Annotated in this window: 12 protein-coding genes; 5 read left to right on the forward strand and 7 right to left on the reverse strand. The window is 70.8% G+C overall.

The genetic code is table 11. The features are described 5' to 3' along the window. Positions 1–83: 83 nt before the first annotated feature. Genes ETD86_RS14350 through ETD86_RS14365 form a run of 4 tightly spaced genes read right to left on the reverse strand, consistent with a single transcriptional unit; the run spans position 84 to position 4,425 of the window. The gene (locus ETD86_RS14350; RefSeq protein ID WP_138666646.1) at positions 84–938 is read right to left on the reverse strand and encodes a sulfotransferase domain-containing protein; all 855 of its coding nucleotides are present in this window, start codon (positions 936–938) and stop codon (positions 84–86) included. Further along, positions 935–1,831: a hypothetical protein gene (locus ETD86_RS14355; protein WP_138666647.1), complete on the reverse strand. Its 897-nt coding sequence runs from the start codon at positions 1,829–1,831 to the stop codon at positions 935–937. Before ETD86_RS14355 ends, ETD86_RS14350 begins: the two co-directional genes overlap by 4 nt. A 15-nt stretch (positions 1,832–1,846) precedes the next feature. Beyond that, positions 1,847–3,112 (reverse strand): hypothetical protein, encoded by a 1,266-nt coding sequence (locus ETD86_RS14360; protein WP_138666648.1) that lies wholly within the window; start codon positions 3,110–3,112, stop codon positions 1,847–1,849. Continuing rightward, positions 3,109–4,425, reverse strand: a complete 1,317-nt coding sequence (locus ETD86_RS14365; RefSeq protein WP_138666649.1) for a Wzz/FepE/Etk N-terminal domain-containing protein — start codon at positions 4,423–4,425, stop codon at positions 3,109–3,111. The genes ETD86_RS14360 and ETD86_RS14365 overlap by 4 nt, the downstream gene beginning before the upstream one ends. Before the next feature lie 331 nt (positions 4,426–4,756). Here ETD86_RS14365 and ETD86_RS14370 point away from each other — a divergent pair, with 331 nt between their 5' ends. Continuing rightward, entirely contained in the window at positions 4,757–5,782 is a 1,026-nt protein-coding gene (locus tag ETD86_RS14370) for a glycoside hydrolase family 26 protein (protein ID WP_138666650.1), read from the forward strand. A 92-nt stretch (positions 5,783–5,874) separates the two neighbouring features. Here ETD86_RS14370 and ETD86_RS14375 read toward each other — a convergent pair whose 3' ends face one another. The 3 genes from ETD86_RS14375 to ETD86_RS14385 all read right to left on the reverse strand — a co-directional run bounded on the left by ETD86_RS14375 (position 5,875) and on the right by ETD86_RS14385 (position 8,755). Next, the gene (locus tag ETD86_RS14375; RefSeq protein WP_138666651.1) at positions 5,875–6,753 is read right to left on the reverse strand and encodes a sulfite exporter TauE/SafE family protein; all 879 of its coding nucleotides are present in this window, start codon (positions 6,751–6,753) and stop codon (positions 5,875–5,877) included. After that, positions 6,750–7,964: an adenylyl-sulfate kinase gene (gene cysC / locus ETD86_RS14380; RefSeq protein WP_138666652.1), complete on the reverse strand. Its 1,215-nt coding sequence runs from the start codon at positions 7,962–7,964 to the stop codon at positions 6,750–6,752. The genes ETD86_RS14375 and cysC overlap by 4 nt, the downstream gene beginning before the upstream one ends. Positions 7,965–8,035: 71 nt before the next feature. Continuing rightward, on the reverse strand, positions 8,036–8,755 hold the full coding sequence (locus tag ETD86_RS14385) for a class I SAM-dependent methyltransferase (protein WP_138666653.1): 720 nt from the start codon (positions 8,753–8,755) through the stop codon (positions 8,036–8,038). A gap of 462 nt (positions 8,756–9,217) precedes the next feature. Here ETD86_RS14385 and mfd point away from each other — a divergent pair, with 462 nt between their 5' ends. From mfd to eno, 4 genes are read left to right on the forward strand one after another with little or no spacing between them, the layout of a single operon-like run. Further along, positions 9,218–12,706: a transcription-repair coupling factor gene (mfd, locus tag ETD86_RS14395; RefSeq protein ID WP_138666654.1), complete on the forward strand. Its 3,489-nt coding sequence runs from the start codon at positions 9,218–9,220 to the stop codon at positions 12,704–12,706. Positions 12,707–12,756: 50 nt separating this feature from the next. Beyond that, on the forward strand, positions 12,757–13,407 hold the full coding sequence (locus ETD86_RS14400; RefSeq protein WP_138666655.1) for a hypothetical protein: 651 nt from the start codon (positions 12,757–12,759) through the stop codon (positions 13,405–13,407). Positions 13,408–13,410: 3 nt separating this feature from the next. After that, on the forward strand, positions 13,411–14,349 hold the full coding sequence (locus ETD86_RS14405; protein ID WP_138666656.1) for a nucleoside triphosphate pyrophosphohydrolase: 939 nt from the start codon (positions 13,411–13,413) through the stop codon (positions 14,347–14,349). A gap of 35 nt (positions 14,350–14,384) precedes the next feature. Continuing rightward, a complete protein-coding gene (eno, locus tag ETD86_RS14410; protein WP_138666657.1) occupies positions 14,385–15,662 on the forward strand; it encodes a phosphopyruvate hydratase in 1,278 nt (425 codons plus the stop codon). The last annotated feature ends 66 nt before the right edge of the window (positions 15,663–15,728 follow it).

Raw genomic sequence — 15,728 nt, forward strand, 5'->3', positions numbered from 1 at the left:
GGCCCGCCCCGGCCCCTCGATCCCACCTTGAGCCTGCTTGGCAAGCCGGCCGCGCCGGGCCAGCCGCGCGATCCGCCCCCGGGTCAGCGCCGCCATGACGGCTCCTCGCCCAGCCACCGCACCAGCCGCGCGTCGTACGGCTCGAACCGCTCCCGCAGCGCCCCCCCGAGCGCACGAGGCACCGGCCGCGGCAATGCCCGCCCGTTGTGCTGTTCGAACACCGGATACCCCAGATGCGGCACCCCCAGGAACTCCAGCACGCGGTCGTAAACCGGCCCGGGGTCGCGGAAGAAACGATGGCTGTCCAGCACCAGGATCCGGTCCCGCCCGAACAGCGGCTCCAGCCGGTCCAGTTGGTCGGCGTAGCGGCCCCGGGCCACGTACGCATGGTGGCGGTGCGAGTGGTGCAGCGTATGAGGCGACGCACGCAGCAGCTCCTCGGCCTCCGCCAGCCGCCCCGCCTCCAGCTCGACCGCGTACTCGAAGTGCGATTCCTTCTCGAACCCCCGGGCCAGCTCGTGGGCATGGGCCGAGCAGGCCCGCTCCACCGGATCGCGTACCAGCACGATTAGCTTCACATCAGGCAGGTCGGCCGCGATCCGCTCGCCGGCGAGCGGATGGAACAGGTAATAGGGGGACGACTCGAACGCCAACGCCCGGCCGTCGTACCGGCGCTCGAGCAGTGCCGCCCCGACCCGCAGCGGGAAATGCCCCTGGTACCAGGAGATCCCGCGCCGGTAGCCGACGTCGAAGTAGTGCACGCCCTTGTGCAGCACCGGCTTGAGCAGCAGCGGATGGTGCGCCAGCGCCCGGTACAGGGACGTGGTGCCGCACCGCTGCGCCCCCACGATCAGGAACGACGGCAACACCCGCGCCCCGGACGTCAGCCTGCCCGCGCCCCGTGACAGCGACAGCGCGGACCGTTTGGTGGTCCTCATGTGAGCAACTCCTCATGGTCGACGGCCGGATTGAGCCAGCTCTCCGGCGGCCCGAGCGGCGTGTGCCCGTCCGTGGCGTGCCGGTCGGCCAGCGCGATGAGGTACCGCAGCGCGGTCTGCCTGGCCGTGGCCCCCGACAGCCCCAGGGGAGCCAGCTCGCGTGCCGCCCGCGCCACGCACGCCCGGGCGGCGGCGGGCGGATCCATCCTGCGCAGCGCCCGCTGGAAGAAGTGGTGTACGGCGTCGAACCCGTAGGGCACGCCGACCTCGTAGCGCTCCCAGTCCCATACGAGCAGCCGTCCGTCGGGGGCCGGGCACACGTTCCAGGGCGCGAAGTCCCCGTGCCAGGCCGGGCTCGGCCCGCCGGTACGCGCGATCTCCTTGACCGCGGCGAACAGCAGCGGGCGCGGCACGCGCCGGCGCCGCACCGGCAGCGGCGACAGCGCCAGCACCGCCAGCCCTCGCCAGTCGCCGTGGTGGAGCACCGCGGGCGGGGTCACGGTCCTCAGCCCGAGGCCGGCCAGCCTGCGGAGGGCCGCCGTCTCGGAAGTGATCAGCTCGCGGGCCCGCGCGCTGTCGCCGATCTTCACGAACGCCAGCGGCCGCCCTCCGGAGCGCACCTCGAGGATCGGCTTGCGGTTGGCCCGCCGTGCGGGACGTACGTGAAGAACGGTCTCCACCGGCCGGTCGAACACCTCGCTCAAATGCGCCGTGATCGACCCCGCACCCGGCACCACGACCGGGGACCACAGGTGCCACCACCGGCGCGGCGCCAGCCGGCGGGGCACGGCGGCGTGCGGCAGGAGGGTGTACGCCCGGGGCGAGCCAGGCCCCGGATACAACAACCGGACGGTCTCCGAGAGGTAGTCGAGGCGGGTTGCGGCGTCACTCACGCGTCCCTCCAAGGATCATGCGTTCCTCCAAAGAAGGGCGAAGGAGACGAGGTAAAGGCCGAGCGGCGTGACCAGGCCGTCGTAGACGAACATGTAGAGCAGGACGAGCCCCATCACCAGCACCCCCGCCAGCCCGATGGGGCTGCGGTCGGACCAGTGGCGGCGGACCGCGCGGAGGAAGAACGCCACGTACAAGGCCGCCCCCGTGACGCCCTGCGTGATGATCAGCAGCCAGAGTTGCCCGTCGCTGCCGAGCGGTGGGTGGCCGCAGGTCGTGCACCAGTCGGTACGGCCCGTGGTGATCGTGCGGTGGTTGCCCATCGCGTTGCGGGTGTTGCCGTAGCCGATCACCGGCGAGTGCCGGGCGGCCGCGAGGGTGGCGGTCACGGTGAAGGCCCTGATGTCGTTCGAGTGCGGTTTGTCCAGCCGCTGCGCGACGAGCGGCGCGAGCGGGCTCAGCGCGAACGCCAGCGTCGCCGCCGCCACCGCCCCGCACAACGCCACCCTGGTGCGCCCTCCCACGCGGACGATCACGTAGAGGACCGCCAGGCCGAGGCCGATCCACAGGCCGCGGTTGAGCGAGTACACGATGGGGACCGCGGCCAGGGCGATCACGGCGGCCACGAAGAGCTTGTGCCGCGGCCCGCCGTACACCCACCAGCCGACCACGGCCCAGACGAGCAGCACGGACACGTTGCTGCCCCACGCGTTCGCCCACTCGAACGGGGCCTCCGGCCTGGGCATGGCGTAGCCGAGCACCTTCTGCGTCTGGGCGGCCGTGGGATGGATCAGGTTCTGGACGAACGGGTTGTCGCCCAGCCAGCGCGGCAACAGCCACTCGACCGGCGAGGTGTAGGAGAACCCGGGCAGGAACACGCCGAGCAGCCCGCCCGCCACCGTCGTGACGAACAACACGCCGAGCATGCGGACCAGGCGTAGTTGCGGCAGCTCGCGTTCGGTCAGGTTGCCGAGGTAGAGGACCATGATCAGGACGGCCGTGTACAACGCCAGCCGCATGGTGTAGCCGACGATCCGGCCGGGGCCGAGCTCGCCGTACGTGCCCGGCGGCGTCTCGGCCAGCATGATGCCGCTCACCAGGTAGCCGGCGAGCAGCAGCAACCACAACCCGAACCCGGGCGGCACCCTGATCGGGCGGCGCCGCCACAGCAGCACCGCCATCGGCACGGCCAGGACGACCACCGACAGCCCGCCGAACCCGAGCGCCCACCAGACCGGGTAGCCGACCAGCAACGCCGCGATGGGCCAGGCGGGTCCTCTCACGTCGGCTGGCCGGGGCGGCTCTGGCGCAGCGCCTGCATGGGCGTGGTCTCCGCCGACACGCTCACTCCGAACTCGCCGGTGGCCACGAGCTTGCCCAGCGGGGTGTGCGGGCGCGGCTCCAGCAGCGGTACGAACGCCGGCGCCGCGTCGCCGGCCGTCACCACGCCGATGACGGGCACGTCGTGCCGGCCCAACCGGCCCGCGGCGGCCGTGACCTGGTCCGCCGTGGCCCGGCCGAGCCCCACCAGCAGCAGGGCCGCGTCGGCCCTCGCCAGGTCGCGTACGTCGGAGCCGTCGAGCACCGACAGCGGCGCGCGGACCTCGAGCGGCTCGGCCGCGAACGAGTCGCCGAGGCCGGCAGGCAGCGTCTGGACGAGCAGCCGCTTGCCCGGGCACGCGGCCACGATGGCGCAGGCCAGGTCGTGCGCCACACCGTTCTCACGCGGGCCCGAGAGGTCGCCCAGCACGGGCAGACCGGTCAGCCGCTCGACGTCGGCGGCCGTACGCAGCCGCATGTCCAGCCGATCGCGGGCGTAGGCGGCGGCGGAGCCGGCGAGCAGCCCCGCCATCAGCCCGGTGCCGAGGTAGAGCGGCAGGCTGGGCGAGCTGGGTGCGGAAGGCGGCGCGGCCCGGCTGATGATGGCACCGGGCGTCACCGCGACCGTGCGCAACGCGTCGTACTTGAGCGCGAGGCTGGCGGCCTGCCGGTTGAGCACGCCCTGCCGCTGCAGCGCGATGGCCCGCTCGGGGCTGCCCTTGGACAACTGGCCGAGGCCTCTGATGCCCGCGTCGATGCCCGCGTTGACCTGCTTGAGCTTGGCCAGCACCGTCTGCTGCTGCGCCGTGAGCGCGTCCAGCGCGCTCTCCCGCCGGTGCGCGAGATAGGCCTCGGCGTACGCGTGGGACTGCGCGGCGCAGACGCCGGGGTCGGCGGCGGTCACCGCGATCCACAGGACCGCGGAGTTGGGCGGCACCGTGACCACGGCGGGCTCGGTCTCCTTGACGCCCAGCGCCCGCGCGGCGCGGGCGGCGACCACGGCCGACTGCGCGATCTGGGCCTCGGTGTCGAGGTTGAGCGGCTCGCGCTGACGGGCGGTCACCTGGTTGCCCGGCTCCTGCGGCCCGACCGGCATGACGTGCACCTGCGTGACGGCGGTGTAGGCGGGCGGGGTGAGCCGCAGCAGCGCGAGCCCGGCCGTGCCGCCGAACACCACGCAGCCCACGAGGAGCAGCCACCGCCTGCGCAGCAGTGAGAGATGCTCGTCCAGGTCGGCGCCGGGGCGGCGGGCCTGGACGTCCGGCGACTGGCTCATGGGGGAGGTCTCCTGGAAGGTGTGCGGGTTGTCGTCGGTTGACGACTCTCCGTCACAAGTCGAGGCGTGCGCCCACTATAGGCCGGACGATCAGCACCCAAGTCGATTACCCAAGATTTTCTCCTGTGCGGCAGGAAAGAAGGGCCGTAATAAAACGAAATAGCGGGAAAATCGGGGCGCATTGTTCCCTTGCGTGAACTGCGAAGACTTCCACGCCACCGGCAATGACATGGCAAGGTTCAGGTGTGACAAGGCGGGGGTCCTTCGACAAGGGGGTTGAACGGCTTTGCTGCTACGGGGAATTACTCATAGAACGACCGGACTCGTCGTGATGGCGGCGCTGGCCGCCTGCTCCGGCGCGGAGGGCTCCGACGTACGGGTGCCGGTCGCGCCGCCGGCCAAGGACAAGATCGCGGGGGCGCCGGCCTGCACGGCCACCGCCAGGCTCATCCCGTCGTGCGGCGCGTGGTGGGGGCTGGCGCCCGAGGTCTTCACCGGCGCCCCGGTCGATGAGGCGCTGCGCGGCGCCGAGGCGCGCATGGGCGCCACCGCCGACGTGCTGCACGTCTACCACCGGGGCAGCGAGTTGTTCCCCACCGAGGCGGAGCTGCGGCTGGCCCGCGATCCGGCGCGGCCGCGGCTGCTCCTGATCAACTGGAAGCCCTCGTTCGACCACACGTGGGCCGAGATCGCCGACGGGGAGCTCGACGGCAGGATCGACCGGCTGGCCGGATACCTCAGGCGCACCTTCCCCGAGCGGTTCTTCCTCACCATCCACCACGAGCCGGAGAACGACGTGGACACCTCGTCCGGGTCCGGCATGCGGGCCGCCGACTACGCGGCGATGTACCGGTACGTCGTGCTTCGGCTGCGCGAGCAGGGCGTGCGGAACGCGGTCACGGTCATGACGTACATGGGGGCGCCCAACTGGGCGGCCGAGTCGTGGTTCGAGGAGCTCTACCCGGGGGACGACGTGGTGGACTGGGTGGCCATGGACCCCTACGCCGACGACCGGGTCCAGAACTTCGACGGGCTCGTCAACAAGACGCGCGAGGAATACGCGCAGTGGCCGGGCTTCTACCGGTGGATGCAGCTGCGGTTCCCCGGCAAGCCGGTCATGGTGGCCGAGTGGGGGGTGTTCGAGCGGTCCAGGGATCCCGGGTTCAAACGGAAGTTCTTCGAGTCGGTGCGGCGGCAGGTCAAGCGGTATCCCCAGATCAAGGCGCTGCTGTACTTCGACTCGCCGCGGGCGCCGCGCGGCGACACCAGTTTCGACTCCAACGCCGAGGCCGGCCGGGCGTTCACCCGGCTCGCGCGCGATCGATACTTCCGCTCGACCCCCGTGCCGCGCCCGTAGCCCCAGTTCCGCCGCACTTCGCCTCGGGATTCCTTGGGGGATGCTTCGAGGTTCCTGTTGGGGGAAGGGCGCGGCGCCCGCGGTCGATGCGCCTAGTGCGTGCTCACGGTCTCGCTTGGGGAGGCGGCCTGGTCGCTGGGGCGACGCCGCCACCTCCAGCCCGCGACGGTGACGGCCGTGGCGGCCACGAGTGCCCAGACGGTGAGCGTGTTGCTCGCGTCGAGGAGCTTCAGAGCCGAGGCGAGCAGCACGATCGCCAGCAGGGCTCTGATCAGCCCGCCCGGAGCACGCGAGGAGATCCTGGCGCCGAGATAGACGCCCGGGATCGAACCGATGAGCAGTGACACCGTGAGGTCCATCTGGAAGTCGCCGAACAGCAGGTGACCGAGCGCGGCCGCGGTGACCAGCGGCACGGCCTGCACCAGGTCGGTGCCGACGAGCTGGTTGGCCTTGAGCGCCGGATAGAGCACGAGCAGGGCCACGATGATCAATGACCCCGAGCCGACGGAGGAGACGCCGACCACCAGCCCGCCCACCATACCGACCAGTAGGGTCGGAATTGGCCGCACGACGATGTCATGCGTGCTCGACGTCCCTCCCCGCGTCCCGAGCCACGCCTTGAGCGCCATGCCCGCCACGGCCAGCAGCAGCGCCACGCCCAGGGCGTACTTGACGGCGTCGCTGACCGCGAACGCCCGGGCCAGGAACACCCCGCAGAACGCGGTCGGCACCGACCCCGCGCACAACCAGCCCACCAGACGCAGGTTGACCGTGCCGCGCCGCAGGTGCACGACGCTGCCCACCGGCTTCATCACGGCCGAGGCCACCAGGTCGCTGGAGACGGCGGCCAGCGGCGGCACGTTGAAGAACAACATCATCATCGGCGTCATCAACGCCCCGCCGCCCATCCCGGTCAGCCCGACCACGATCGCGACGAGGAAGGACCCGCCGATCAGGGGGAAATCGATCAACGGATCCAGCCTCCAGACCGCAGCGTCCCCAGGACCTGGGAGACGGCCGCGTCGATCGAGATGTGCGTGGTGTCGATCATCAGGTCGGCGTCGTCCGGCTCCTCGTACGGGTCGGAGATGCCGGTGAACTCGGGGATGAGCCCGGCGCGGGCCTTGGCGTACAGGCCCTTGCGGTCGCGCCGCTCGCACTCCTCCAGCGGCGTCGCGACGTGCACGAGCAGGAAGTCGGCGCCGACCGACTCGACCATCTCGCGCACCTCCGCGCGGGTGGCCGCGTAGGGGGCGATGGGCGCGCAGATGGCCAGGCCGCCGTGGCGGGCGGCCTCGGCGGCCACGAAGCCGATGCGCCGGATGTTGAGGTCGCGGTCGCTCTTGGAGAACGTCAGGCCCTTGGACAGCAGCTGCCGCACCACGTCGCCGTCGAGGTAGGTCACCGTGCGGGTGCCGAGCTCCAGCAGCGCGTCACGCAGGCCGCGGGCGATCGTGGACTTGCCCGACCCTGACAGGCCGGTGAAGAACACCACGATCCCGCGCCGGTGCGGCGGCCCGGGGATGCTCACCGGCTCCGGCCCGGCCAGGTGCTCGGCCGCGCCGTAGGCGGTGGCGACGTGCTCGCGCAGCTCAAGGTCGATCTCGGGTTCGGCGCGCGGCGCCAGGGGCACGGAGACGACGATGGCGCCGTCGGGGAGCTGCTCCTTGGCGCGCAGCGCGGCGCGCACGACCGCGGGGCCGGGCTCGCCGTACGAGAGGGGGAGCAGCATGATCACCGCGTCGAGTTCCTTCGCGGTGGCGACGATCTCGGAGAGGTCGTCGAGAGGGCCCCGCATGGTGACGGCGAGCGCGGGACGCCCGCCGAGCTCCTCCTTCACGTCGGCGGGGGTGCGCCGCAGGCGCGCGAACGGCCCGTGCTCCGGCGTGCCGAGGGCCTTGACGGGCCCGGAGGTCAGCCCGTCGGCCTCCTGCGCGGTCACCGTGAGCACCGCGAGCGGCAGCCGCTCCGGGTCGAGCAGCGTGACCTCGACGCCGGGGGAGACGTCGACGGGCAGATGGAGCGTGACGGGCGCGGGCCACGGGGTGCCGTCGGCGAGCGTGCCGCGTTCGTGCACCGCGTGGAGATCGTCGTGGCCCAGGAACCCGGTCAGCGGGCCGAACGCCCCGGAGAGCAGCAGCTCGAGGTCGGCCAGCTCATGCGGCTCGGGGGTCCACTCCACGTTTCCTGCATCCCAACTATTCCGATTGAATTGGTAGGGAAGCAAGCTTACCCACTGATGCCGATGTGTCGCTAGATGACCCGGGCGAAGTGGTGCTGCGGTTTCCTGATCACCATCGTGATCTCGTCGTGGGAGGCGGGGTAGCGGCCGCTGGTCAGGCTCGAAACGGCCCTGACCGCCGCGCAGGCGATCCTACTCGCACGGGCCGCGCCGCTGACGTTGCGCTCGTCGTCAGTGATCATCAGGCCGCGGCTGAGACAGAACGCGTGCATGCCGTCGCTCGACGCCAGCGGCTCGTACACCTTCGGCAGCGGACCCGGGGTGCCCGGGGTCACGAGCGGGCGCCAGAGCAGGCGGCGCAACCACGACGGCGTGATCCGGTCGAGGAGGCCGTAGGCGGACCTGCGGTCGCGCATGCGCAGCAGCACCACCCCGCCAGGGCGCAGGGCCTGCAGGAGCCGGTCGAAGATGAGCTCGGCGTGCCTGACCCGCTCCAGCAGGAACGACAGCTGGATCACGTCGTAGGACCTGGGCGGCAGCGGCACGCCGCGCAGGTCGCCCAGCGACCACGCGACCAGGTCGGCCCGCTCGTCCAGGATTGCCCTGACCGCGGGGTGGTCCTCGTCGACTCCGGTGGCCCTGGTCTCGATCCGCTCCAGCGTCAGCGGTTCGTCGTGGGCGCAGCCGGCGACCAGGACGTCGAGCCGCCTGCCGAGCTGGCCGGTCCAGTGCTCGCGGAGTCGCTGCTCGAAGAGATCGCCTCGCTGGGCGACAGATCGCACCTCAGACATGTCACCTACAGTAGTCACTCGGTCGGTATCAGTAAGGCATTTCCCCGCCTGCCGGCGTTCTAGCCCGCGAGCGACCACATCTACGTGGGGAACGCGGGAGTGGAGGCGATCGGCGACCGAGGGCCGGCTGCTCGGCCACGTCAAGCCGCCCAGCGACCTGAGCGGGGGAAGGCGGCGGTGTCCGCTCTGCTGGTTCTCATCAGCGGCCGGTTCTGGGTCGAGTTGCCGGGCCGCAGCGTGCTGATGGCCCGAGCCGGGCGACTACGTGGTGTGGGGCGAGGGTGTCGACCATTCGTGGCGCGCCGAGGAGTCCTCCACCGTCCTCACCGTGCGCTGGCCCTCCGTGCCTGGTTACAGAGTCGGCTGACTCCCGCGGCGAGTACCCTTTGAAGAGGAACCCCCGCGACCTGAGACGGCCGGGGGTAATCGTGTTGCCGCAATCTGGGGCTGTGGGCGTATCTGATGAGTCTTTCCGGACTTCTTGACCTTGTTCGCGCTGACCCGAAGCTGACCGCCGCTCTCGAAGAGGGCGGCGACGTCTCGCTGATCGCGCCGTCCGCGCTACGGCCGTTCGGCGTGGCCGCGCTGGCCGCACACGACCAGCGGACCGTGCTCGCGGTCACCGCCACCGGGCGCGAGGCCGAAGACCTCGCCGCGGCGCTGACGAGCCTGATCGAGCCCAACTCCGTGGCGGTGTTCCCGGCATGGGAGACGCTGCCGCATGAGCGGCTCTCGCCGCGCAGCGACACCGTGGGGCAGCGGCTGGCCGTCCTCAGGAGACTGGCGCACCCGGTCGCGGGCGACACCGCGGCCGGGCCGCTCAGCGTGATCGTGACGCCGGTCAGGGCGCTGCTGCAGCCGATCGTGAAGGGCCTGGGCGACCTGGAGCCGATCAGGTTGCGCGCGGGCGACGACGCCGACCTCGAAGACGTGGTGGAGGCGCTCGTCACCAACGGCTACCACCGGGTGGACATGGTGGAGAAGCGCGGCGAGGTGGCCGTGCGCGGCGGGCTGCTCGACGTGTTCCCGCCGACCGAGGAGCATCCGCTGCGGCTGGAGTTCTGGGGTGACACGGTCGAGGAGATCCGCTGGTTCAAGGTGGCCGACCAGCGCTCGCTGGAGGCGGCCGAGGACGGGCTGTTCGCGCCGCCGTGCCGTGAGCTGCTGCTGACGGACGAGGTCAGGGCCAAGGCGCGGGAGCTGGCCGAGGAGCACCCGGCGCTGGCCGAGGTGCTCGACCAGCTCGCCGAAGGCTCGGCGGTCGAGGGCATGGAGGCGTTCGCGCCGGTGCTGGCCGGGGAGATGGACCTGCTGCTCGACCACCTGCCGATCAGGTCCGCGGTGTTCGTGTGCGATCCGGAGCGGATCAGGGGGCGGTCCGAGGAGCTCGTACGCACCTCGCAGGAGTTCCTGGAGGCCTCCTGGATCAACGCGGCGGCCGGCGGCGAGGCGCCGATCGACCTGGACGCGGCCGCGTTCCGGACGCTGGAGGAGATCCGCGACCACGCCGACGTGCTCGGGCAGCCGTGGTGGACGATGGCGCCGTTCGGCGGCGGAGTTGAGCTGGACGCGCAGGACTCCGAGGCCTACCGGGGCGACACGGCCAGGGCGCTGGCCGACATCAAGGGCTGGCTGGCCGACGAGAAGGCGGTCGTGCTGCTCAGCGAGGGCCATGGGCCCGCCGAGCGCATGGTGGAGCTGCTCAAGGGCGTGGACGTGCCCGCCAGGCTCCAGGAGTTCCTGGACAAGGCGCCCGAGCCCAAGGTCGTGCACGTCTCGACCGGCCTGATCGAACACGGTTTCATCACGCCCAGCCTGGCCGTGCTCACGCATCTGGACCTGGTCGGGCAGAAGGCGTCCACCAAGGACATGCGGCGCCTGCCCTCGCGCCGCCGCAACATGGTCGACCCGCTCCAGCTCAAGGTCGGCGACCACGTGGTGCACGAGCAGCACGGCGTGGGCCGCTACGTCGAGATGGTGCAGCGCACGGTGCAGGGCGCCACCCGCGAATACCTGGTCATCGAGTACGCCAAGGGCGACCGCCTTTACGTGCCCACCGACCAGCTCGACGAGGTCACCCGCTACGTCGGCGGCGAGGCGCCCACGCTCAACCGCATGGGCGGCGCCGACTGGGCCAAGGCGAAGTCGCGGGCGAAGAAGGCGGTCAAGGAGATCGCCGGCGAGCTGATCAGGCTCTACTCGGCCCGCATGGCCTCGCCAGGCCACGCGTTCGCCGATGACTCGCCGTGGCAGCGGGAGATGGAGGACGCCTTCCCGTACGCCGAGACCGGGGACCAGCTCGCGGCCATCGACGAGGTCAAGCGCGACATGGAGCGCGGCGTGCCGATGGACCGGCTGATCTGCGGCGACGTCGGCTACGGCAAGACCGAGATCGCGGTGCGGGCGGCGTTCAAGGCCGTGCAGGACGGCAAGCAGGTCGCGGTGCTGGTGCCGACGACCCTGCTGGTTCAGCAGCACATGTCGACGTTCGCCGAGCGGTTCTCCAGTTTCCCCGTCACGGTCAAGCCGGTCTCCCGCTTCCAGACCGACGGCGAGGTCAAGGGCACGCTCGAAGGGCTCAGGTCGGGCGCGGTGGACATCGTGATCGGCACGCACCGGCTGCTCAGCCCCGAGGTCAGGTTCAAGGACCTGGGGCTGATCGTCATCGACGAGGAGCAGCGGTTCGGCGTCGAGCACAAGGAGGCGATGAAGCACCTGCGCACGCAGGTGGACGTGCTGGCCATGTCGGCCACGCCGATCCCGCGCACGCTGGAGATGGGCCTGACCGGCATCCGCGAGATGTCGACGATCCTCACGCCGCCGGAGGAGCGGCACCCGATCCTCACGTTCGTGGGGCCGTACGACGAGAAGCAGATCGGGGCGGCGATCAGGCGTGAGCTGCTGCGCGACGGTCAGATCTTCTTCGTGCACAACCGGGTGGCCTCGATCAACCGGGTCGCGGCGCGGCTGCGTGAGCTGGTCCCGGAGGCGCGCATCGCGGTGGCGCACGGGCAGATGAACGAGCACCAGCTCGAGAAGATCATGGTGGGCTTCTGGGAGCGGGAGTACGACCTGCTCGTCTGCACCACGATCGTCGAGTCCGGTCTCGACGTGCCCAACGCCAACACGCTGATCGTGGACCGGGCGGACAACTACGGCCTGTCGCAGTTGCACCAGCTCCGGGGCCGGGTCGGGCGCGGCAGGGAGCGCGGGTACGCGTACTTCCTCTACCCGCCGGAGAAGCCGCTGACCGAGACCGCGCACGAGCGGCTCGCCACGATCTCGCAGCACACCGAGATGGGCGCGGGCATGTACGTCGCGATGAAGGACCTGGAGATCCGCGGCGCGGGCAACGTGCTCGGCGCCGAGCAGTCCGGCTTCATCGCGGGCGTCGGGTTCGACCTGTACGTGCGGCTGATGGCCGAGGCCGTGGCCGAGCAGAAGGCCAAGCTCGACGGCAAGGAGGTGCGCGAGGAGGCGCACGACGTCAAGGTCGAGCTGCCGATCAACGCCCACATCCCGCACGACTACGTCACCTCCGAGCGGCTGCGGCTGGAGGCGTACAAGCGGATCGCGGCCATCGCCGGGGAGAGCGACATCGACGAGGTGCGCGACGAGCTCACCGACCGCTACGGCAAGCCGCCGACGGAGGTGGACAACCTGCTGGAGGTGGCCAGGTTCCGGATCAGGGCCCGCCGGGCCGGGCTCACGGACGTCACGCTGCAGGGGCAGAACATCAAGTTCGGCCCGGCCAGGCTGAAGGAGTCGCAGCAGGTTCGCCTGGACCGGCTCTACAAGAAGGCCATCTACAAGCAGGCCGCGGAGACGTTGCTGGTGCCGATACCCAAGACGAAGCCGCTGGGTGGGCAGCCGCTCCGTGACCTCGATCTGCTCAAATGGTGCGGTGACCTGGTGGAGGCGATGTTCCTCGAGCCCGCACGGGTAAGCTAGCGGCGGTTTTTCGGTCGAAAGGGACGTACGTGAAGTCGATACGAGTGGCTGTGGCCGCCGTGGCGGTGGGCATAACGCTGACCGCCTGCTCCTCGCCCATGCGCGCCGGTGCCGCGGCCGTGGTCGGGAGCGAGCGCATCTCCGTAAGCCAGCTGAACGAAGACACGCAGGTCTACGTCAATGCGCTGAGGACCGCCAAGCTGGACGAGCAGACGAAGGCCGCCCTCGCCGGCGCCAGTCTGGAAGAGGCCGCGCTGCAAGGCACGTCGGCCAGCCAGGTCGTGCTGCGGAGCATGGTCGAGATCAGCGCGTTCAGGCAGCTCATGGCGCGTTACAACGTGCAGGTGAGCCAGACGGAGATCGACAACGCGCTCAAGGATCCCGGCCAATACCCGTCCGCTGAGCTCAGACTGCTGTTCAGCGGCATTGCGCCCCAAAACGCGCGCGAATACGGCCGGGTGGTGGTCGGCGTGTCGAAGTTGCAGCAGCAGTTCGGCGGCGAGAGCGGGCAGCAGCGGCTCCTCAAGGAGTTCAGCGCGTTCCAGCCGGTCTTCAGCCCTCGCTACGGCGTGCTCAACCCGCAGCGTTCGCAGGAGAACCCGGCGATGTTCCTCGACACCGGCAGGTTCGGCAAGCTCACCCCGCCACAGCAGCAACAACAGCAACAGCCCCAGCAACAGCAACAGCAACCTCAGGGCTAGCCGATGCCGCTGATCCTCGTCACCTCCTCGCCCAGGGTCGCGCCGGGCCTGCTGAGCCACCAGGCCTGGCAGGCGCTGCGCTCGGGCCCGGTGCTGACCGGCTCCGCCGCACATCCTCAGCTGCCCTATCTGGCCGAGGCCGGGATCGAGGTCGAGGTCGTCGAGCCGGACCCGCGGGGACTGGCCGCGCGGGCGGTCGCCGAGACCGTCGTGTGGCTCGCGGAGGACGACGAGGACTTCATGCGCGCGGTGGGGCACGCCGCGGTCGCGCTCCAGGACCCGCCGCTGATCGAGGTGGTGCCGGGCTCGTACGACCTGCCGGGCGCGCGGGTGCTCGACCTGGTCGCGGTGATGGACCGGCTGCGTACGGAATGCCCGTGGGACCGTAAGCAGACCCACGAGTCGCTGGTGCCGTACCTGCTCGAAGAGGCCTACGAGGTGCTGGAGACCATCGAGCAGGGCGACTATCCGGCGCTCCGCGAGGAGCTCGGCGACCTGCTGCTGCAGGTGGTCTTCCACGCCAGGGTGGCCGAGGGCTTCGACATGGACGACGTGGCGGCCGGGATCGTGGAGAAGCTGGTGCGCCGCCACCCCCACGTGTTCGGCTCGGTGCGGGCCGAGAGCGCCGACGAGGTCAACGACAATTGGGAGGCCATCAAGGCGGCCGAGCGGGCGTCCAAGGGGCGCGAGTCGGCGCTCGACGGCGTTCCCCTGGGGCAGCCCGCGTTGTCGCTGGCCGCGCAGTTGCTGCGCAGAGCGGAGCGGGCCGGCGCGCCGGAAGCGCTGTCGGCCGGGATCGGCCAAGGGGTGGCCAGGGAGCTGTTCGACCTCGTGCGCCGCGCCGGGGACGCCGGGCTCGATGCGGAGGCGGAGCTGCGCGCGGCGGCCCGCGCCTACCGCGACCGCGTACGTGCGTGGGAGACGCGGACCGATAGGCTCTGAAGGCCTATCGCCTTTCGATTTTAGGAGCGCATCCCGTGGCTACCATCGAGGTCGTTTACGCTCGCGAGATCCTCGACTCCCGGGGCAACCCGACCGTCGAGGTCGAAGTGGTCCTCGACGACGGCAGCACCGGCCGAGCGGCCGTGCCCAGCGGGGCGTCCACCGGCCAGTTCGAGGCGGTCGAGTTGCGTGACGGCGGCAAGCGTTATGGCGGCAAGGGCGTGGAGAAGGCCGTGCTCGCCGTGACCGACGAGATCTCCGAAGAGATCAACGGCATCGAGGCCGAGGACCAGCGCATCATCGACCAGATCATGATCGATCTGGACCGCACGCCCAACAAGTCGAAGCTCGGCGCCAACGCCATCCTGGGCGTCTCGCTGGCGGTCGCGAAGGCCGCCGCGGACAGCGCCGACCTGCCGCTCTTCCGCTACCTGGGCGGCCCCAACGCGCACGTGCTGCCCGTCCCGATGATGAACATCCTCAACGGCGGCGCACACGCCGACACCAACGTGGACATCCAGGAGTTCATGATCGCGCCGATCGGGGCGGAGACGTTCCGCGAGGCCGTGCGCATGGGCACCGAGGTCTACCACGCGCTCAAGAGCGTGCTCAAGGAGAAGGGCTACGCCACGGGCCTGGGCGACGAGGGTGGCTTCGCGCCCAACCTGCCGTCCAACCGCGACGCGCTCGACCTGATCCTGGTCGCGATCGAGCGGGCCGGTTACACGCCGGGCGAGGACATCGCGCTGGCGCTCGACGTGGCGGCCTCCGAGTTCCACAACGACGGCGTCTACACGATCGACGGCAAGGGCCTGTCGGCCGCCGAGCTCATCGCCTTCTACGAGGACCTGGTCGCCAACTACCCGCTGGTCTCCATCGAGGACCCGCTCAACGAGGAGGACTGGGAGGGCTGGAAGGCCATCACCGCCTCGCTCGGCGACAAGGTGCAGCTCGTCGGCGACGACCTGTTCGTCACCAACCCCGAGCGGCTGGAGCGCGGCATCAAGGACGGCGCCGCCAACGCCCTGCTGGTCAAGGTCAACCAGATCGGCACGTTGTCGGAGACGCTCGACGCCGTGGACCTGGCCCACCGCAGCGGCTACAAGTGCATGATGAGCCACCGCTCCGGCGAGACCGAGGACACGACGATCGCCGACCTCGCGGTGGCGGTCAACTGCGGCCAGATCAAGACCGGCGCGCCGGCCCGCTCGGACCGGGTGGCGAAGTACAACCAGCTGCTGCGCATCGAGGAGCTCCTCGACGACGCCGCCCGTTACGCGGGTCGTGCCGCTTTCCCGCGTTTCCGGCGCTAGGTTTTGCGAGGGAGCGCCGTTGTCTTCCTCGCCATGGAGGGAGCGCAGCGACCGGAATGGTGAGGA

This window comes from Nonomuraea turkmeniaca (assembly GCF_005889735.1).
GTDB classification, from domain to species: Bacteria; Actinomycetota; Actinomycetes; order Streptosporangiales; family Streptosporangiaceae; genus Nonomuraea; species Nonomuraea turkmeniaca.